The organism is Micromonospora sp. NPDC093243 (genome assembly GCF_044753725.1).
GTDB lineage: Bacteria > Actinomycetota > Actinomycetes > Mycobacteriales > Micromonosporaceae > Micromonospora.
This window is the reverse complement of the sequence record NZ_JBIVNT010000001.1, coordinates 602,003-621,326: the sequence shown is the minus strand read 5'-3', so window position 1 is coordinate 621,326 and position 19,324 is coordinate 602,003. Positions and strand designations below refer to the sequence as shown.

The 19,324-nt window shown below is 74.0% G+C and carries 18 protein-coding genes; 16 read left to right on the top strand and 2 right to left on the bottom strand.

The annotated features are described in order from the left end of the window. Positions 1–40 precede the first annotated feature (40 nt). The 15 genes from ACIP9D_RS02870 to ACIP9D_RS02800 all read left to right on the top strand — a co-directional run bounded on the left by ACIP9D_RS02870 (position 41) and on the right by ACIP9D_RS02800 (position 15,429). Positions 41–1,069 (top strand): ABC transporter permease, encoded by a 1,029-nt coding sequence (locus tag ACIP9D_RS02870; protein ID WP_350870317.1) that lies wholly within the window; start codon positions 41–43, stop codon positions 1,067–1,069. Further along, entirely contained in the window at positions 1,066–1,953 is an 888-nt protein-coding gene (locus tag ACIP9D_RS02865) for an ATP-binding cassette domain-containing protein (protein ID WP_350870315.1), read from the top strand. The genes ACIP9D_RS02870 and ACIP9D_RS02865 overlap by 4 nt, the downstream gene beginning before the upstream one ends. Continuing rightward, the gene (locus tag ACIP9D_RS02860; RefSeq protein WP_350870313.1) at positions 1,950–2,912 is read left to right on the top strand and encodes a carbohydrate kinase; all 963 of its coding nucleotides are present in this window, start codon (positions 1,950–1,952) and stop codon (positions 2,910–2,912) included. The genes ACIP9D_RS02865 and ACIP9D_RS02860 overlap by 4 nt, the downstream gene beginning before the upstream one ends. Positions 2,913–3,220: 308 nt before the next feature. Then, positions 3,221–3,859: a phosphatase PAP2 family protein gene (locus tag ACIP9D_RS02855; RefSeq protein WP_350870311.1), complete on the top strand. Its 639-nt coding sequence runs from the start codon at positions 3,221–3,223 to the stop codon at positions 3,857–3,859. A gap of 469 nt (positions 3,860–4,328) precedes the next feature. Further along, complete coding sequence (locus ACIP9D_RS02850; RefSeq protein ID WP_350870309.1) at positions 4,329–5,621, top strand: cytochrome P450; 1,293 nt, start codon at positions 4,329–4,331, stop codon at positions 5,619–5,621. A 271-nt stretch (positions 5,622–5,892) separates the two neighbouring features. Beyond that, a complete protein-coding gene (locus ACIP9D_RS02845) occupies positions 5,893–6,351 on the top strand; it encodes a helix-turn-helix transcriptional regulator (protein WP_350870307.1) in 459 nt (152 codons plus the stop codon). A gap of 256 nt (positions 6,352–6,607) precedes the next feature. Next, positions 6,608–9,004 carry a nitrate- and nitrite sensing domain-containing protein gene (locus ACIP9D_RS02840; protein WP_350870306.1) on the top strand — a complete coding sequence of 799 codons (2,397 nt, stop codon included), beginning with the start codon at positions 6,608–6,610 and terminating at the stop codon, positions 9,002–9,004. 17 nt (positions 9,005–9,021) lie between these two features. Next, positions 9,022–9,426: a roadblock/LC7 domain-containing protein gene (locus ACIP9D_RS02835; protein ID WP_350870304.1), complete on the top strand. Its 405-nt coding sequence runs from the start codon at positions 9,022–9,024 to the stop codon at positions 9,424–9,426. A gap of 55 nt (positions 9,427–9,481) precedes the next feature. Beyond that, positions 9,482–10,675, top strand: coding sequence for an ABC transporter substrate-binding protein (locus tag ACIP9D_RS02830; RefSeq protein WP_350870303.1), 1,194 nt, complete (start codon positions 9,482–9,484; stop codon positions 10,673–10,675). Continuing rightward, a complete protein-coding gene (locus ACIP9D_RS02825; RefSeq protein WP_350870301.1) occupies positions 10,672–11,568 on the top strand; it encodes a branched-chain amino acid ABC transporter permease in 897 nt (298 codons plus the stop codon). The genes ACIP9D_RS02830 and ACIP9D_RS02825 overlap by 4 nt, the downstream gene beginning before the upstream one ends. Further along, positions 11,565–12,590, top strand: a complete 1,026-nt coding sequence (locus ACIP9D_RS02820; RefSeq protein ID WP_350870299.1) for a branched-chain amino acid ABC transporter permease — start codon at positions 11,565–11,567, stop codon at positions 12,588–12,590. Before ACIP9D_RS02825 ends, ACIP9D_RS02820 begins: the two co-directional genes overlap by 4 nt. After that, positions 12,587–13,330: an ATP-binding cassette domain-containing protein gene (locus ACIP9D_RS02815; protein WP_350870298.1), complete on the top strand. Its 744-nt coding sequence runs from the start codon at positions 12,587–12,589 to the stop codon at positions 13,328–13,330. The genes ACIP9D_RS02820 and ACIP9D_RS02815 overlap by 4 nt, the downstream gene beginning before the upstream one ends. After that, the gene (locus tag ACIP9D_RS02810; RefSeq protein WP_350870296.1) at positions 13,330–14,127 is read left to right on the top strand and encodes an ABC transporter ATP-binding protein; all 798 of its coding nucleotides are present in this window, start codon (positions 13,330–13,332) and stop codon (positions 14,125–14,127) included. Before ACIP9D_RS02815 ends, ACIP9D_RS02810 begins: the two co-directional genes overlap by 1 nt. Before the next feature lie 5 nt (positions 14,128–14,132). Then, positions 14,133–14,939: a methyltransferase domain-containing protein gene (locus ACIP9D_RS02805; protein ID WP_350870294.1), complete on the top strand. Its 807-nt coding sequence runs from the start codon at positions 14,133–14,135 to the stop codon at positions 14,937–14,939. Positions 14,940–15,048: 109 nt separating this feature from the next. Beyond that, positions 15,049–15,429 carry a DUF2267 domain-containing protein gene (locus tag ACIP9D_RS02800; RefSeq protein WP_350870292.1) on the top strand — a complete coding sequence of 127 codons (381 nt, stop codon included), beginning with the start codon at positions 15,049–15,051 and terminating at the stop codon, positions 15,427–15,429. A 59-nt stretch (positions 15,430–15,488) separates the two neighbouring features. Here the strand turns inward: ACIP9D_RS02800 and ACIP9D_RS02795 are convergent, their stop codons facing one another. After that, positions 15,489–17,225, bottom strand: a complete 1,737-nt coding sequence (locus ACIP9D_RS02795) for a hypothetical protein (RefSeq protein WP_350870290.1) — start codon at positions 17,223–17,225, stop codon at positions 15,489–15,491. Between the two features lie 232 nt (positions 17,226–17,457). Here ACIP9D_RS02795 and ACIP9D_RS02790 point away from each other — a divergent pair, with 232 nt between their 5' ends. Further along, entirely contained in the window at positions 17,458–18,249 is a 792-nt protein-coding gene (locus ACIP9D_RS02790) for a maleylpyruvate isomerase family mycothiol-dependent enzyme (RefSeq protein ID WP_350870288.1), read from the top strand. Between the two features lie 26 nt (positions 18,250–18,275). Here ACIP9D_RS02790 and ACIP9D_RS02785 read toward each other — a convergent pair whose 3' ends face one another. After that, positions 18,276–19,307, bottom strand: coding sequence for a LacI family DNA-binding transcriptional regulator (locus ACIP9D_RS02785; protein WP_350870285.1), 1,032 nt, complete (start codon positions 19,305–19,307; stop codon positions 18,276–18,278). Positions 19,308–19,324 lie beyond the last annotated feature (17 nt).

Here is a 19,324-nt window from a genome sequence, read left to right as displayed (position 1 = left end):
GCAGTTCGTCCACCTCCGTCGACAACGGCAGGGAGCCGCCGTGACCACCACGACACCACCGACCACCGCCGCGCAGCGGTTCGCGCTGCGCCGGCACTCGCCACTGCAACGCGTACAGCACCTGCTGCACGCGCACCCGGCGATCAGCCCCTTCCTGGTGCTGGTCATCGCGTTCGTCGTCTTCTCCACGCTCAACCCGCGGTTCGCCTCACCCAACTCGCTCAGCCTCGTGCTCCAGCAGGTCGCCGTCATCGGTGCGCTCGCGGTCGGCCAGACGCTGATCATCCTCACCGCCGGGATCGACCTGTCGGTCGGCGCGATCGTCATCCTGGCGATGATGCTCTCGGCCAAGCTGGCCGAGGGGGAGGGAATCCCGGGCGCTCTCGCGATCGTGCTCGCCATCGCGGTCGGCGCCGCGGCCGGCGCGATAAACGGCGCGCTGGTGACCCGGCTTAAGCTGCCGCCGTTCATCGTCACGCTCGGCGCGCTCAGCGTCTTCACCGCCATCGGCCTGCTCTACTCCGGCGGCCAGAGCGTGCAGGCCACCGACCTGCCGCCGGTGCTCAGCTGGACCGGAGAGTCGATCCCGGTAGGGCCGTTCCGGATCACCACCGGCGTCGTCGCGGTCGTCCTGCTCTACCTCGTGGTCGGCTTCGCGCTGTCGCGCACCGCCTGGGGCCGACACGTCTACGCGGTGGGCGACGACAAGGAGGCCGCCCGGCTCGCCGGCATCCGGGTCGACCGGGTGCTGCTCAGCGTCTACCTCGTCGCCGGAGCGATCTACGGCATCACCGCCTGGATCCTGATCGGACGCGCCGGCGCGGCCAGCCCCAACGCCATCACCGACGCGAACCTCGAGAGCATCACCGCGGTGGTGATCGGCGGTACCAGCCTCTTCGGCGGGCGGGGCGCGTTGCTCGGCACGCTGCTCGGCGCGCTGATCGTCGGCTTCTTCCGCAGCGGCCTGTCACTCGCCGGCGTCGACGACCAGTACCGCGTGCTCGCCGTGGGTCTCCTGGTGATCCTCGCCGTCGCCGTGGACCAGTGGATCAGGAAGGTGCGGGCATGACCACGACCATTTCTCCGTCCGCCGGCCAGCGCGAGGCCGCCGAGAGCGCGGAGCGCACGCCGGTGCTCTCGGCCCGCGGCCTGGTCAAGACCTTCGGCCGGGTCGTCGGCCTGGACGGGGTGGACCTCGACCTCTACCCCGGCGAGGTGCTCGCCGTGATCGGTGACAACGGCGCCGGCAAGTCGACGCTGATCAAGTGCCTGACCGGCGCGCTCACCCCGGACGCCGGCGAGATCTTCGTCGAGGGCCGGCCGACGGTGTTCAAGCGGCCGCAGGACGCCCGTGAGGCCGGCATCGAGACGGTCTACCAGACCCTCGCCGTCGCGCCGGCGCTGGACGTCGCGAGCAACCTCTTCCTCGGTCGGGAGCGGCGCCGGCCCGGGCTGCTCGGCTCGGTGTTCCGGATGCTCGACCAGAAGGGCATGCGGCGCCAGGCCACCGAGGCGCTCGCCGAACTCGGCATCGGCACCCTGCAGAACGTCACCCAGGCGGTGGAGACCCTCTCCGGCGGTCAGCGCCAGGCGGTCGCGGTGGCGCGCGCCGCCGCGTTCGGCAGCAAGGTGATCGTCCTCGACGAGCCGACCGCGGCGCTCGGCGTCAAGGAGTCCAACCAGGTGCTCAGGATGATCGAGGAGGTCCGGTCCCGCGGGTTGCCGGTCATCCTGATCAGCCACAACATGCCGCACGTGTTCGAGGTCGCCGACCGCATCCACATCCAACGGCTGGGCCGCTGCGCCGGTGTGGTGACCCCGGCCTCGCACACCATGCCGGAGGCGGTGGCCATCATGACCGGCGCGGCGACGCTCGACGAACCGCCTGCGGACGCCCGGCCCGGTGGCGCCGCGGGCGCGACGCCGACGACCGAGGCGGACGAGCAGACGTGATCACGGTCGTCGGTGAGGCCCTCGTGGACCTGATCGGCGTCGCTCCGGCGCCGGTCACCGCCCGACCGGGTGGGAGCCCGGCCAACGTCGCGGTGGCGTTGGCCCGGCTCGGCCATCCCACCACCCTGCTGACCCAGTTGGGTGCCGACGAGCACGGGCGGATGCTCCTCGCGCACCTGCGCGCCAACGACGTACGCCTGGACCCGCGCTCGGTGCGGGACCTGGCGCGGACCAGCGTGGCCCGCACGGTGCTGGACCCGGCGGGGCAGGCCAGCTACGACTTCAGCGTCGAGTGGCGGTCCTTCGCGGCTTCGGGAGACGACTCCGTACCCGTCGGTTCCTGCCTGCACACCGGCTCGCTCGCCGCGGTCCTGGCGCCCGGCGCGGACGACGTGTCGGCGTTGCTGCGGCAGGCGCGCGGGTCGGCGACGATCAGCTTCGACCCGAACTGCCGGCCCTCGCTGATGGGTGACCGCGCGCAGGCGCGGCGGCGGATCGAGACGCTGGTCGGGCTGAGCGACGTGGTCAAGGTCAGCGTCGAGGACCTCGCCTGGCTCCACCCGGGGCTGGCGCACGAGCAGGCGGCCCGCAGTTGGCTGGCCCGGGGCGCCGGCCTGGTGGTGGTGACGCTGGGGGAGCGGGGGGCCTGGGCGTGCACCGGGCGCTACGAGGTGAGTGTGCCCGCCCACCCGGTGACGGTGGTCGACACCATCGGCGCCGGCGACGCCTTCACGGCCGGGATGCTCTCCGCGCTCGCCGGGGCGGACCTGCTCGGCGCCGAGCGCCGGTCGGCGCTGGCCGCGGCCGACCGGGCCACCCTCGCCGCCGTGCTCGAGCACGCCGCCACGGTCGCCGCCCGCACCTGTGCCCGCCGTGGCGCGGACCCGCCGACCCGGGCCGAGTTGGCGGCATCGGGGAGCGGCGAGCCGAGTGCCGCGGCGCCCGGTACGGGGTGTTGACCGCCCGGTGACGGGCGTGCCGCCGGGCCGGTGTCGGCACGGTGGCCGGACGAGGCTGGACGGGCCGGGCGACGTGCTGTCGTCCGGCCCGTCCGGCGTTGCCGTGCTGGCGGGAACTCGCCCAGCCCCTGGTCCGGCCGTACCCGAAAAGCCGCTGGACGGTCACCCGCGGCCCCCCGCCGTCGTTGCTGTAGGCGCCGGACGTCGGCGGGCGACAGAGCGGAGGGGCCATGCCAGCGGGGAGAGCGTCGCCACGACACGCGCGGGATCGGCCGCCCCGACCGCTGGGCGAGCCTGCCCTGCGGCCGGTGCCGGCCGGCTGGTGGTTCGACGGGCTGCTGCTCGCCGCGCTGGCCGCGCTGACCGCGGCGCTCGTCTGGTGGCCGCCGTTGCTGCGGCTCGACATCATCGTCCGCGACTGGTGTGACCAGCACCGGCCCCGTCCGGTGTGGTGGCTGATGTGGGTCTTCGACCACGTCGGTCAGGGCGGCCTGCTCACCACGGTGACCGTCGGGGTGTCGTTCTGGCTGGCCTGGCGGCACCGGACGGTGCGCCCGATCATCCTGGCCGGGTTGGCGCCGATCATCAGCACCCTGTTGATCGTGGGGTTGAAGGCGTGGACGTCACGGGGCGCCCCGCACCACGGCTCGGTGGAGATGTTCAGCGACGGTTGGGAGGAGTACTACCCCTCCGGCCACGTGAGCAACGGCATCGTCTACTACGGCGTGCTGGTGGCGCTGCTCGCGCCCTATCTGGGCGTGACCGTGCGCCGGGTGGTGCAGTGGTTGCCCGGCGTGCTGGTCTTCATCGGCACGACCTACCTCGGGTGGCACTGGCTGACCGACAGCATCGCCGGCTACCTGCTCGGCCTGCTGATCATCCGGTTGCTGCTCCGGGTGCCGTGGCGCACGATGCCGTTGCCGCACTGGCTCGACCGGTCCGGCTGATCCGCCCGGTCGACCGGGCCCGGGCAATCGTGGGTCAGGTCATTGCTCCGGTACCGTCACCCGTGCCGCCGGGCGTCGTTTTCTGGGTCGTGGAAAATGTGCGCCCGGATGTCATTCCGGCGGTCCGTCGTGGCCGCCGCCATCTGGTTCGGCGGCCGTCCCGCGGTCGTTATGGGCCGGCGGTCCGGGTGGGCTCAGGTGGGTCGACGAGGACCCAGGAGCAGCCCGTCTGAACTGCTCAGCGCGGGATGCGCAGGGCAAGCGCCGGCTCGCAACTTGCATTTTCCGGTGTCGATGCGATCTGCGCCCCACGCAATTCCCGACCCAATTTCCATTGACGTCGGCAAATCTTGACTTGCGTGTGAATTTGGCGCACCGTGAAGTCGCCGCAGCCATTGGGGCGCCATTACCGGCCCGGTGGCCGGACTGGCGAGCCCGGTCCGTCGGCGTAACGTACCAGGAGGCGGTCATGCGGTTGAACCCATTCGACGAGCCCTATCTCACCGACCCGGCCGGCGTCTGGCGCCGCATTCTCGACGAGCCCGGCGGAGTTCATCACGACCCCGATCTGGGGCTGTGGCTGATCAGCAGCCACGCCCACGTCCGGCGGGCGCTGGCCGACCCGGCGACCTTCGGCAACGCCCTCACCCTCGCGCCCATCTACGACGTGTGCCCGGAGGCGTTGCAGCTGATCATGCAGATCGACGCTCCGCCGACGACCGCCGCCGCCGATCCGCCGGTGCACCCGCGGACCCGTCGGGCCCTGCGAGTGACCTTCGCGAACACCCCGGACCGGGTCGAGCAGCGCTACGGCCCGATCGTCCGCCGCCGGGTCGACGAGCTGGTCGCCCGGCTCGTCGACCGTCAGGGCGAGCAGGTCGACCTCGTCCAGGAATTCAGCACCGAGCTCCCGCTGCTCGTCCTGCTGGACCTGCTCGGGGTGCCGGAGCAGGACATCGGGCGGGTGCGGGACTGGGCCGACGGGCAGATCGCGCTGATCTGGGGGCGCCCGGATCCGGCCGAGCAGGTACGCCTCGCGGCGAGCCTGCTGGAGTTCTGGCGCTACTGCCAACGGCTGGTCCAGGCCCGCCTGGACGACGGCCGGTACGGCGACGACTACGTCAGTCTCGCGCTGGAGTACCGCGACGGCGACGACGACCGGTTGACCGTGACCGAGGTGGCGAGCATCGTCTTCAACCTGCTGGTAGCCGGGCACGAGACGACCGCCGGGCTGCTGGCCCACGCGTTGGACCAGGCGCTCTCGGAGCCGGACCGATGGCGGGCGATGGTCGAGGAGCCGGCCCGGATCCCGGCCTTCCTGAGCGAGACGCTGCGCTTCGCGCCGGCCATCGACGGCTGGCTGCGGGTCACGCGCCGGCCCGTGACGCTCGGCGAGGTCACCATCCCGGCCGGCGCGCGCTGTCTGCTGCTGATCGGTGCCGCCAACCGGGATCCGGCGGTCTTCGCCCACCCCGACCGGTTCGACCCAGGCCGGCCGGACGCGGCGGATCACCTGTCGTTCGGGCACGGGCCGCATTTCTGCATTGGCGCGGCATTGGCGCGACTGGAGGCGGGGATCGCCCTGGCGCGGCTGACCGCAGCCATTCCGGGGTTGCGGTTAACAACCGACCACCGCCGTTCATACAAGCCGAATGTTGCATTTCGCGCCCACCGTGCCCTGCCGGCGATCATCGATGTCGAGCCACCGGTCGGCCGCGCGGTCGCTCCGGACTCGACCGGCGCCGAGGTGCCCGCCGCATGAGGAGCGCTGCGGTCGGCCGGCTTGGCCTGCTCATTCTTCGATCGGGGCGACGGCCGGTCGGCGGCGCCGGCGGTGGCGGGCGCGGCGTCCACCGCCAGCGGAGGGCCCGTTCCTCGGCAGCGGGAATCCGTCCGCGGCAAAGGCCCACATCTGAGTCACGTCTTCACACCCGTCCGTCCATGGGTTAAGAATTGTCACCTGCGAATGCATAATCATTGCCCGACCTCGATCTGATGCCGCGCCTGCCCGGCGGTGTCGCGAAGGTGAGCACATGGATCGCACGTCCCCGTCGAACGCCGCCCATTCCGGTGCCAGCCACCGGTTTCGGGTCGAGTTGCGAGCCTGGCGCACCCGGCAGGGGCTGACCCAGCGGGCGCTGGCGGAGCGGGTGCGGTTCAGCCGCGAGACGGTCGCCGCCGTCGAGTCCGGTCGTCGCTTCGGCAGTCACGAGTTCGCCGTACGGTGCGACGAGGTGCTGGAGACCGGTGGGTGCCTGGCGGGGTTGTGGCCCCAGGTGGCGGCCGAGCAGTTGGCGGCGGACGGTCGCCGGGGTCCCCGGTTCCTGGGAGTGCCGTCGGATCCGCCGGTGCCGCCGGCCCGGCGGGACGCTCGCGACCCGGGCGCGGTCGTGGCGGCGATCGACGAGTTGCGCGAGTTGATCGGCCAGGTGCTCAGCGCGCCGCCGGAGTCGGGCGAGCGCCCGGCCGGGCGCGGCGCCGACCGGTCGTAACCGTCGCCGGCGTCGACCCGAGGCGCGGCCCGCCGGCGATGCTGACTCTGGGTACAGATGCTGGTACGGGCTGTTTGTACCAGCGGTGGGTCTGGTCTGACGGCACGGGTTCCGGCGCAATGAGACGTGCATAAAGCAACGTGCACATAGGCGATCGTCGATTAGCCCGTGGGAGTCAGTCTTGGCGACGAGCACAAGGTCCCACGCGGCCCGACCCTACCCGAGCCGACGACGCGGGTGGAAGATCGCGGCCCGGATGCGGCTCATCGTCGCCGCGCCGCTGGTCGCCGTGATCGGGTTCGCCGGCCTCGCCCTCACCGAGAGCGCCCGCCAGACCACCCGCGCCAGTGACCTCGGCGAGCTGGCCCGCCTCGGCGCCGAGGCCGGCGACCTGGCCCATCGGTTGCAGCGGGAACGCAGCGCCGCCGCCGACCTGCTCAGCCGCGGCGGACCGCCGCAGCAGGACGCCTTCGCCGACGCCACCGCGGCCACCGACGCGGTGACCGCCGGCTACCGCGCCCAGCGCGCCCGGGTGCCGTCCGGGCCCGCCGCGAGCCGGGCGATCCTGACCCGGATCGACGCGACGCTGGACTCCCTCCCTCCGCTGCGCGCCCAGGTCCGCACGGCGGCGCACGCCTCGGTCTCGGCGATGACCTTCAGCTACCGGATCGCCATCGCCGACCTGCTCAACCTCCGGGAGAGCGTCACCCTCGGCGTGGTCAACGCCCGCATCGCCGACGGCATCCGTGCCTCGGCCGCATTGTCGAAGACCGCCGAGGCGGTGGGCCAGCAGCAGGTGGCCGTGCTGCGGGCGGTCGCCGCCGGCGAGCTGACGCCCGCGCTTCAGCAGGACATCACCGCCGCCCGCACCAGCTTCACCGAGTCCAGCCTGTCGTTCCTGGCGCTCGCCCGGCCCGACTGGGGTGTCTGGTGGGAGCAGGCCGGCAGCGGGGAGGCGGCGCTGCTGCTGCAGCGGATGCAGGACGAGGTCTCCCGCACCCGGGCGGGCAGCCGACTCAGCCTCAACGTCGACGCCTGGATCACCGCCACCCAGCAGTGGTCCGGTCGCCTCTCCGACCTGCGTCAACGGGTCGACGCGGCGGTGCTCGACGACGTCCGGTCCGCGCACGCCGACCAGCGGCGCCGGGCGGCGGCGGAGGCCGCCGCCGTGGTGGTGGCCCTGCTGCTGACCGCCGTGGTGACCTGGGCGGTGGCCCGTCAGATCACCCGCCGGCTGCGCCGACTGCGCGACGCCGCGAACGCGGTCGCCTTCCAGCGGCTGCCGGAGGTGGTGGCCCGGCTGCAACAGCCCGGCAGCAGCGCCGTGGACCCGGACGAGCTGGCCCGGCGACAGTCCACCGAGGAGCTGGAGCCCTCCAGCGACGACGAGATCGGCGAGCTCGGTCAGGCGTTCAGCGCCGTACACCGGGCGGCCGTGCGCACCGCGGCCGAACAGGCGGTCATGCGGGCCAACACCGCGGACATCTTCATCCACCTCAGCCGACGCGAACAGCGCCTGGTCGACGCGGTGCTGGCCCAGGTCGACCGGGTCGAGCGGGACGAGACCGACCCCGAGCGGCTGGACCAGCTCTACACCCTCGACAACCTGGCCACCCGGATGGGCCGGATCAACGCCAGCCTGCTGGTGCTCGGCGGCGTCGGCGTCGGCCGGGTACGCCAGGAGGACGTCCCGCTGCAGAAGGTGCTCCAGGCGGCGCAGTCGCAGATCGAGCACTACGCGCGAATCCGGCTCGGCATGGTCGACGGTGACGTGGCCGTCGCCGCCGAAGCGGTCGACGAGGTGGTGCACCTGCTCGCCGAGCTGATGGACAACGCCACCGTCTACTCGCCGCCCGGCAGTGAGGCCTGGGTGACCGGCCGCAGCCTCGGTGACCGGGTGATCATCCAGATCAGCGACGAGGGCGTGGGGCTCTCTCCGCAGCGGCTGCACCAGCTCAACGAGCTGCTCTCCCGCCCACCCGCCATCGACGTGGCCGCCGTGCGGGCGATGGGGTTGGTCGTGGTGGGGCAGCTCGCGGTCCGGCTGGGGGTGAACGTCCAGCTGCGCCCCGGTCCCCGGCTCGGCACCATCGCCGAAGCTGCGCTGCCGGCGGCGATGATCCGGCCACTGCCTCCGGAGGAGTACGTGCTCAGCGCGGCGCGGCCCTCCCGGCGGGCGGCGCGGGCCGCCGCCCCGCCACCGCCGTACGCGCCGCCAACCGTGCCGCAGCCGCGGGCCGGGCGGCCGGCGTTCGACCGCGCGTTGCCCGGGGCCCCGGTGTTCCGACCGGCCGCCGCACCGCCCGACCGGGGCGACGCGGCGACCGAGGAACTGCTCATCTTCCAGCAGGTGAACCACTGGTTCGGCACCGAGCAGCCGGAGGCTCAGCCGGGCAACGGGTGGGCCAGCCCGGCCGACGACGCGTGGCGTGCCGCCGCGCAGGTCGCCGCGCCGGAGGTCGTCGCCACCACCACCACCGGGCTGCCCAAGCGGCAGCCGCAGCGGCACCTCGTTCCCGGCGCGGTCACCGTGCCGGCCCCGCCGCCGCGCCCCGAGTACCGCGACCCGGCCCAGGTGGCCAGCGCGATGGCCGCGTACGCCCGCGGCGTGGCCGCCCGCCGCCCCACCCTGACCAACCTCGGCAACCAATGACGCCACAGGGAGTGCACGTGACCGACCACCAGGACCTCGGTTGGCTGCTGGACAGCTTCGCCGAACGCGCGAGCGAGGTCAGCCATGCGATCGCCATCTCCAGCGACGGCCTCATGGTGGCCGCCACCCGCGATCTGCCGGCCGACCGCGCCGACCAGCTCGCCGCGACCGGCAGCGGCCTGGTGAGCCTGCTCCGCGGCGCCGCCGCGTTCTTCGACGCCGGCACGGTGATCTCCAACGTCACCCAGCTCGAGGGCGGGTTCATGTTCTCGATGGCCTTCAACGACGGCGCCTCCCTGCTCGTGCTCGCCTCGCCGCAGTGCGACGTCGGTCAGGTGTCCTACGAGATGACCGAGCTGGCGAACCGCATCGGCGACGCGCTCACCCCGGCCGCCCGAGCCGCCCTCGCCCGCAGCCGCTGACACCCCGGCGACACCCCTCGACGCCGGTCTGCCATCCCCTCTGGAGAGAGAAGACATGTCTGTGACCACCCCTCGGCGCAGCCGCGCCCGCACCGCCGGGCTGCTCGCCCTCGTCCTGTTCGCCGCGACCGCCTGCAACCAGGACGGGTCGGGCGCGAGCGAAACCGGGTCGATCAAGATCGGCCTGCTCGCATCGCTCTCCGGCACCTACCAGGCGGTCGGCACCGAGATCCGGGACGGCTTCGAGCTCTACCTGTCCACCCACGACGGCAAGCTCGGCGGGCGCACGGTCGAACTCGTCGTCGCCGACGAGGGCAACGGCGCGCCGACCGCGGTGCCCGCCGCGACCAAGCTGCTCAAGCAGGACCGGGTGGTCGCGCTCACCGGCATCGTCGGCGGCGGCTCGGTCGCCGCGGTCTACCCGCTGCTCAACGAGACCAAGGTGCCGCTCGTCGGGTCGAACGGTCGCCCGGAGCTCAAGGAGGTCTCCCGGATCTGGCACACCTCCTACCTCTCCGACGAGCCGGGCGCGGCCATCGCCCAGCACGTACGGGACAACGTGAAGGGCTCGGTGTACGCGATCGGCCCGGACTACCAGGGCGGCTGGGACGAGCTGCGCGGCTTCACCGAGGCCTTCGCCAAGGCCGGCGGGACGCTGGCCAACGCGGACGGCAAGACCACCTTCACCCCGTTCCCGGCCACCACCAACTTCACCCCGTACTTCGCCCGGATCAAGGCCTCCGGCGCGAAGGCAGTCTTCACCTTCTACGCCGGCAGCGCGGCCGTCGACTTCGTCAAGCAGTACGCCCAGTCGGAGATCAAGGACCTTCCGCTCTACGCCGCCGGCTTCCTGACCGAGGGCGGGGTGCTCGACGCGCAGGGCGAGGCCGCCCGGGACATCTACTCGGTGCTCAACTACTCGCCCGACCTCGACAACGCCGAGAACCGGGCCTTCGTCGCCGCCTGGAAGGCCAAGCACGACGGCTCACCGACGACCTACGCCATGGCCTCGTACGACGCCGCAGCGGTGCTCGACCGGGCGATCGGCGCCGCCGGGGACAACCCCACTCCGGAGAGCATCAACCAGGCCATCGGCCAGCTCGGCCAGATCTCGAGTCCGCGCGGCACCTGGCAGTTCTCCACCAGCACGCACTCCCCGGTGCAGAAGTGGTACCTGCGCCAGGTACGCCAGGACGGCCGGGCGCTCTCCAACACCGTCGTCGGTGATCTCGCGACCGTCGGCCAATGAGCGCGGTCGCGGCCGGCGCGTACCGGATCGACCCGTACCTCATCCCGGCACTGGACGGGGTCGCCTACGGCCTGCTGGTCTTCGTCGCCGCGTCCGGGCTGGTCTTCTGCTTCGGCGTCGCCGGCATCCTCAACCTCGCGCACGGCACGCTCTACGCGATCGGCGGTTACACGGCCGCGGCCGTGCTGGACGGCGGCTGGCCGAGCCTGGCGCTGGCGTTGGGTGTCGGGGTGGCCGCCGCCAGCGCCGCCGGGGTGGCGCTCGCCGGGCTGCTCACCCGGGCCGCCGCGGGCAACCACCTGACCCAGGCGCTGCTCACCTTCGGGGTGGCGCTGGCCGGCGGCAGCCTGCTCGTCTCGGCGTTCGGGCCGGACGACCGGCCGGTCAACGTCCCCGCCGCGCTCGACGGGTCGGTGGCGGTCGCGGGCCACCGCTACGCGGCGTACCGGCTGGTGTTCATCGTCGTCGCCGGGCTGCTCGCCGGCCTGCTCTACCTGACCGTGCGCCGCACCCGGGCCGGCATGCTGGTCCGCGCCGCCGTCGACGACCCGGAGATGGTGGCGTGTCTCGGGGTGAGCCCGACCCGGATCCGGATCGGCGTGCTCGCCGCCGCCGGGGCGCTGGCCGGCGCCGCCGGGGTGCTCGGCGCGCCGATCATCGGCCCCGGGCCGGACACCGCCGACACGGTGCTGCTGCTCTCCCTCGTGGTCGTGGTGCTCGGCGGGCTCGGGTCGCTGACCGGCACCCTGCTCGCCGCGCTCGTGGTCGGGGAGATCCAGACCCTGGGGGTCGCGCTCGCCCCGTCGGCCGCGCCCTTCCTGCTCTTCGCCGCCATGGCCGCGGTGCTCGCGGTACGCGCGCGCGGCCTGGCCGCCGCACGGAGGTCGACGTGAGGGACGAGCTGATCCGTCCGCTGCGCGGCGTCGTGGCGGCCGTCGTGCTGGCCGGGCTCGTCGTGGCGCCCTGGACGGTGGACGACTACACCGCGGCGATCCTCGCCCGCACGCTGGCGCTCGGCCTGGTCGGGGTGAGCGTGGCCCTGCTCACCGGGGTCGCCGGCATGCCCACCCTCGGGCAGACCGCACCGTACGCCGCCGGCGCGTACGCCTGCGCGGTGGTCGGCGGGAGCGTCTCCGATGTCGGGGTCGTGCAGCTCGCCGTCGCCGCGGCGGCCGGCGCGGCACTGGCCGCGTTGACCGTCCCGCTCGTGGTGTCGGCGCGCGGCGTGGTCGTCCTGATGATCACTCTGGCGATCGGCGAACTCGTCGTCACCGTGCTCGGCCGGTGGCGATCGTTCACCGGGGGCACCGACGGGCTCGCCGGCATCGCGCCGGTCCGTCCGTTCTGGGGGCTGCCGGTCCTCGCCGGCGACCGGGCCCGCTACGTGTACACCCTCGTCGTCGTCGCGGTCGTGGTCGGCGCTCTGCTGTTGGTGCTGCGCACCCGGGTCGGCCTGGTGCTGCGGGCCGGCCGGGACGACGAGGCCCGGCTGCGGGCCAGCGGCCACCGGGTCGCCGGGCAGCTCGCCGGTGTGCACATCGCCGCCGGCGCGATCGCCGGTGCCGCCGGCTCGCTGCTCGTGGTCGCCCAGCAGTACATCTCGCCGGCCGACTTCAGCTTCGACACCTCCGCCCTGCTGCTGCTCGGGGTGGTGATCGGCGGCACCGCCTCGGTCGGCGGCGCGCTGGTCGGCGCGACGCTCGTCATCGCGTCCCGGGACTGGCTGTTCGGCATCCTTCCGGGCCAGGCGCCCCTGGTGCTCGGCGCGCTCTTCGTCGCCACCGTCTACCTGCTGCCCGGCGGCGGGCGGCGACGGCCACGGCTGCGCGGCCGGCCGCAACCCGGTCGCCCCGGGCCCGGCCCGGCGCTGCGGACGGGCCCCGACCCCGCCGCACGGACGGAGGTGCGGACATGACCCCGCTGCTCGCCGCCCGGGCGATCACCGTGCGGTACGGCTCGCTGGCCGCGCTCGACGGCGTCGACCTGCGGATCGACCACGGCCAGCGGCACGCGCTCATCGGCCCCAACGGCGCCGGCAAGACGACCCTGCTCAATGTGATCGCCGGAGCGACCCGGCCGGGCGGCGGTCGGGTCTGGCTCGCCGGCCGGGAGGTGACCCGACGCGGACCGGCCGCCCGGGCACGCCGTGGCATCGGCCGGATCCACCAGCGCCCCGCCGTCTGGTCCACGCTCAGTGTGACCGAGAACGTGCAGGTCGCCGCGCTGCCACAGGCGCTGCGTCCCGGCCGGTGGCGGCCCGGCGCGGCCCGGAGCGCCGCCCGCCGTACCGCGGACACGCTGCTCGACCGGGTGGGCCTGACCGACCTGGCCGGCCGGCCCGCCGGCGAGCTCGCGCACGGCCAGCGGCGGCAGCTGGAGATCGCCATGGCGCTGGCCGGCCGGCCCCGCCTGCTGCTGCTCGACGAGCCGGCCGCCGGGCTCTCCGCCACCGAGGTCGGCCGGCTGGTCGACTTCCTCCGCGAGCTGCCCCGCGCGGTCGCCGTCCTGCTGGTCGAGCACCGGCTCGACCTGGTCTACGCGCTCTGCGACACGGTCACCGTGCTGCGCGACGGTCGCACCCTCGCCGCCGGTACGCCGGACGAGATCCGCGGCTCGGAGCTGGTGCGACGGGCCTACGCCGAGGGGGTGACCTGATGCTGCGGGTGGACGGGCTCTGCGCCGGCTACCACGGTGGGACCGTGCTGCACGAGGTGACGCTGCGGGTGGCGCCCGGCAGCATCCTGGCGGTGGTGGGCCGCAACGGTGCCGGCAAGAGCACCCTGGTGCACACGATCGCCGGGCTGGTCCGCCCGTCCCGGGGTCTCATCGAGATCGGTGGGGTGCAGGTTGCCGGCCGCCAGCCGCACCGGATCGCCCGCTCCGGCGTCGGGCTGGTCCCGCAGGGCCGGCGGGTCTTCTCCCGGCTGACCGTCGCCGAACACCTCGTCCTGGCCGCCGCGCCGTGGCGGGCCGCGACCCCGGGCGGCGAGGGTTGGACGGTCGCCCGGATCCTGGAGCTGCTGCCCCGGCTGGCGGTGCGGCTGCGCCACCGCGGCGACCAGCTCTCCGGCGGTGAGCAGCAGATGCTGGCGATCGCCCGGGCGCTGCTGGGCCAACCGCGGGTGCTGCTGCTCGACGAGCCGTGCGAGGGGCTCGCGCCGGATCTCGCCGCCCGGGTCCGGGAACTCGTCGGCAGCCTGGCCGGCACCGGGCTGACCGTGCTCCTGGTCGAGCAGCAGCTCCAGCACGCCATCGAGGTCGCCGACCGCGTCGCGGTGCTGGAGTACGGCCGGCTCGTCTACGACCGCCCGGCCGCCGAGGCGCGCGCCGATCCGGGCACCCTGGCGGCGATGCTCAGCATCGCCGCCGTCGCCGCGCCCCCGGAGCCCCGAGCGGTGCCCGGGCTCTGGGCCGACACCCCGCAGGTCCCACGACCACGTTCGGAAGGGTGAACACGATGCCGACGGAGACCATCGACAGCGACTACGCGTTCGACAACGCCGCCGCGGAGGCGGTGCCCCAGCTGCGCGCGCTGGAGGCGTTCCTGGATCCGATCACCATGCGCCGGCTCGCGCCGCCGGTGCTCACCCCGTCCGCCCGCTGCTGGGAGGTCGGCGCCGGCGGGGGTTCGGTGGCCCGCGGCATGTCCTGGGCGGTCGGCGCCGACGGCCGGGTGCTGGCCACCGACATCGACACCTCGCGCCTGTTCGCCTCGGCCAACCTCGACGTCCGTCGACACGACGTGCGCACCGAGCCGCCGCCGGGGGACGGCTTCGATCTGATCCACGCCCGGCTTGTGCTGCTGCACCTGCCCGAACGCCGGCACATCCTGCGGGCGCTGGCCGGCGCGCTGGCGCCCTGCGGATGGCTGGTGGTCGAGGAGTTCGACTGCACGGCGCCGCTGCGGGTGCTGACCGCCCCGAACGACGACGCGGCAAAGCTCTTCGGCCAGGTCACCGACGCGATGCTGGGCATCCTGCAGGGACACGGCGCCGACCTGGCCTGGGCCCAGGACGTGCACGCCGAGATGACGCTGGCCGGGCTGACCGACGTCGACACCGTCACCCACGCGGAGAGCTGGGCCGGCGGATCGAGCGGGGCGTCGCTGTACGAGACGAACTCGCGGCAACTGGAGTCGGAGCTGCTGGCCGCGGGATTCTCCGCGGGCCAACTGGACGCGTTCCGCAAGCTGCTGCGTGATCCGGCGTTCGCGGTGATGTCCTACCAGTTCGTCTCGACCCGTGGCCAGCACCTGCCCGGCTAGCCGCGCCGCCCGGGTGTCCGGGCCGGCCGGGGCGGCGATTACCGCGTTCCGGCCGGCCCCGACGTGCCAGACTCGCAGGTGGTGACGGGTCTGCGGAAGGGGCACCAGCGTGCAGTACCAGGAGTTCGTCGCCGCGGTACGCGAGCGCGGTGAGTACGGCAGCGCGGCCGAAGCCGAGCAGGTCATCCGTACAGTGCTCGGCGTGCTCGCCGCGCGGCTGACCCCCGACGAGGCGCACGACCTCGCCTCGCAGCTGCCGCAGGGCGTGGCCGAGATCCTCGAAGACCAGAGTCAGCCGACCCTGCGACTGTCGGTGCAGGAGTTCCTCCAGCGCATCGCCGCCGGTGTCGGAGCGACCACCCGCACGGCGGAGTGGGACGCCGGCGCGGTGCTCTCCACGGTGGCGGACGCGATCACCTACGGCGAACTCAACGACGTGATCACCCAGCTGCCGTCCGGCTATGCCTCGCTCTTCGGCACCAAGTCCTGAGCTGACTCGTGCGGTGCGCGCCGCGCCGCCGACTCCGGCCGGCGACGCAGGCGCACCGCCTAGATCTGCTCGGCGGCCACCGGATCGGTCCGTCGTCCGCCGTTGCCGAACATGTCGACCTGCCGCCCGGCGGTTCCGCTCTCGTCGCTGTGCCGGCCGCCCGAGGCGAACATGTCAACCCGCCGCTCAGCGGTGCCGATCTCCTCGCCGCGTCGGGCGCCGGTCTCCGCCTCGGCCGCCGGCTGACCGCCGGTCTCCGCCTCGTCGGGCTGCGGTTCGCCGATGTCCGCTCGCCGCGCCTCGGCCGTCGCGTCGTCGGCGTGCCGCGCCTCGGCCCGTGCGTCGTCGGCCCGCCGGTCGCCGATCTCCGTGACGTCGGCCGGCCGTTCGTCGGCCGCCGCGACATCCGCCTGCGCCTCGCCGCCTTCCGCGGCGTCGGCCTGCGACGCGCCGGCCGCCACGGCATCGGCCTGCGCCTCGCCGGCCTCCGCGTCGCCGGTCGGCCGCTCCGCAGCCGGTCGGGCGGCCACCATCGGGTACTCGGCGGTGGCCCCGCCGCCCGCGGCGGCGGCCATCACCGCGGCCGCCGCGAGGTCGGCGACCCGCTTGGCCTCCCGCTGCACCCGGGCGCGGACGTCCTTGGCGTGCCGCTCTGCCGAGTCGCCCGCCCGACGCGCCGCGTTGAGGCGCTCGACCTCGGCGTTGAGTTCCCGGCGGACCTCGTCGAGGCGCTGCTGCACCTGGTCCAGCTCACGATCCGCCTCGGCCTGCTCGTGACGCGACTCGGCGAGCTGCTGCCGGGCGGTCGCCAGCTCGGCCTGCAGCTGGGTCACCGCCTGCTGCCGGGCCGCGATCTCATGCTGCAGGACGGTGAGCTGTTCCTGTTGGGCCGTGTTCTGCTCATCCGCGCGCTGGCGCACCTCGGTGGCGTACTGCTGCGCCTCGGCGATGAGCGAGCCGATCGTCTGCTCCGCCGCGGTGCGCTGGCCGGCGATCTCCCGCTCGGCGGCCGTCCGCTGCTCGGCAAGGTCCTGCTCGGCGGCGGTCCGCCGTTCGGTGATGTCCCGCTCGATGTTGGCCTGCCACTGGGCCAGCTCCTGCTGGCTCTTGCTCCGGGCCGCCTGCAGCTCCTGCTGGATCTGGGTGCGCGCGGCCCGGGTCAGCGCCTCGGACGCCGCCCGCGCCTGCTCGATCTGCTGGGCGCTCTGTTCGCTGATCCGCTTGGCCTCCTGGCGGGCGCGGTCGTGGGCGGCCTCGCCGTCAGCCCGCAGCTTCTCCGCCGCCTCGCGGATCTCGGCGAGTTCGGCCTCGGCCGCGGCGCGGCGCTCCTCCTGCGCCTGCTGCTGCTCGGCGCGCCGCGAGGACAGCTCGTCCTCCAGATCGCGCAGCGCCCGAGCGGTCCGCTCCCGGGTCTCGAGCACCGTCTGCTCCGCCTCCGCGTGCAGATCGCCGGCGAGCTGCGCGGCGGTCTCGGTGATCACCGCGGCCTGCTTCTCGGCCAACGCGAGGATCTCGTCGACCATCGGGCCGAGGTCGCGGAACGTCGCCCGGTCCGGCCGGCTGGGGCGCTGACGCAGCTCGGTCAGCTCCCCGTGCAGCTGCTGGAGCTGCCCGGTCAGCTCCCGGGCGTGGCCGGTGATCCGGTCCCGCTCGGCCGTCAACGCCGTGAGCTGGCCGCCGAGCTGTTCGATGTACCGGTCGACCTGCCGTTTGTCGTAGCCCCGCAGGGTCAGTTCGAAGCTGGGTCGCGAGCTGCCGTCCTCGCGTACCGTGAACGGCTCTTCGCCGTTGGACATGCGCCATCCTCCGTACGATCCCGAGCGCCCTGCCCCCCGCGGGCCGTGGTGTCGCGCAACGCTACCGCCGCCCCGACCGAGCCCGTCGTCCCGGCCCGGTGCCAGTCCGCCGCGCCGTGCCCGGAGACGGCTCGCCGACCGCCCCGGTGGGGGCATGATGGGTGCCGGCGCCGTTCACCAGTCGGCTCTCGCATGGGGAGCGTGCCGGCGCCGACCGGCCGACAGGAGAATCATGTCCTCGATCGCGGACCAGACGATAGCCGCCCTGCGATCCGGGCACGAGGCGCTCGCCGCCCTCGTCCGGAAGCTCGGCCCGGACGACCTGCTCCGGCCCTCCGGCGCCAGCGATTGGCAGGTGTCGCAGGTGCTCAGCCACCTCGGCAGCGGTGCGGAGATCAACCTGGCGGCGCTGCGGGCCGCGCAGGCCGGTGAGCCGGCGCCGGGTGGCGACTTCAACCCGGGCGTGTGGGCGCGGTGGGACGCGATGCCGCCCGAGGAGCACGCCGCCGGTTTCCTCGAGTCCAACCAGCGGCTCGTCGAGGCGTACGAGGCGCTGGACCAGAGCGCGCGGGCCGACCTGCGCATCGACCTCGGCTTTCTGCCCGAGCCGGTGGACGTCGCCACCGCGGCCCGGATGCGGCTCAGCGAGTTCGCCCTGCACCGCTGGGACGTCGAGGTCGGCTTCGACCCGGCTGCCACGGTCGCGGCCGACGCCGTGCCGTTGCTGCTCGACCAGGTCGGCGCGATGCTCGCCTGGACCGGCCGGCCGGACGTGCTCGCCGGCCGGCAGGCCGTGCTGGCGGTGCGACTGCAGGACCCGCAGCGGTCGTACGGCCTGCGGCTGGGCGAGCGACTGGAGCTGACCGAGGTGCCGCAGCAGCCGGACGGCGAGCTGACGGCGCCGGCCGAGGCGTGGTTGCGACTCACGGTCGGGCGGCTCGGGCCGCAGTACACGCCGGACAGTGTGCGGGTGACCGGCGCGGTCAGCCTGGACGAGCTGCGTGGGGTCTTCCCCGGCTTCTGAGCCACCGTGGGCGGCCCCGCGCGCGCTCAGGCGGGCGCGGGGCCGGTGGAGTCGCGGACGACGAGGGTGTGGCCGGTGGAGCGGCGTCGCGGTCGGGTGGACCGGGGCTTCAGCGCGAGCGCGAGCGCCATCCGCCCCATGTCGGTCATCGGCAGCCGGATGGTGGTGAGGCTGGGCGCCAGGTCGGCGGCGACCGACACGTCGTCGAAGCCGACCACCGACATCCGCTCCGGCACGGAGATGCGGTGCGCGCGCAGGACCGCCAGCACACCCATCGCCATCGCGTCGTTGAGGGCGATGATGGCGGTCGTCTCCGGGTGGTCGCAGAGGATCTGCTCGGCGGCGACCCGGCCGCCCTCGCGTGTGAAGTCGGTGTGCACGACCGGGAGGTCGGCGAGGTCCAGACCGTGGCGCTGCAACGCCGAGGCGACCCCGGCCAGGCGGTCGGTGACCGTGGTGAGCCCGGCGGTGCCGGCCGCGACGGCGATGCGCCGGTGCCCCAGCCCGAGCAGGTGCTCCCCGAGCGCCCGCCCACCGGCCTCGTTCTCCGGCAGCACGGCGTCGGCGCCGAGGGAGTGCCGTCCGATGACGGCGACCCGCCCGCCGAGGTTCTGGTAGGCCGACAGCTCCGCTTTGGTCTCGGCCTCGACCCGGGGGTCGGTGTAGCCGGAGCCGGCGACGAGGATGATGCCGACCCGCTGCGCGATGAGGTGGCGGATCTGGCGCAGCTCGAAGCCGGGGTCGCGCCCGGAGTGGCAGATCTGCACGAGCAGCCCCTGGTCGGCGGCGACCTGGATGACCCCGCCGGCGATCTCGGAGAAGTAGGGGTCGTCCACCTGGTGCACCACCAGCCCCACTGTGGAGCTCGCCCCGCCGGCCAGGGTGCGGGCGTAGGGGTTGGCCACGTAGCCCAGCTCCTGGGAGACCCGGCGGACCCGGTCGGCCACCTCCTCGCTGACGCCGTCGCGGCCGGCCAGGGCGCGCGAGGCGGTCGCCAGCGACACTCCGGCCCGTTCGGCGACGTCGACGAGGCGCAACCTCGAGCCAGGCTTGGGCATCGGTAACTCTCCTGAAA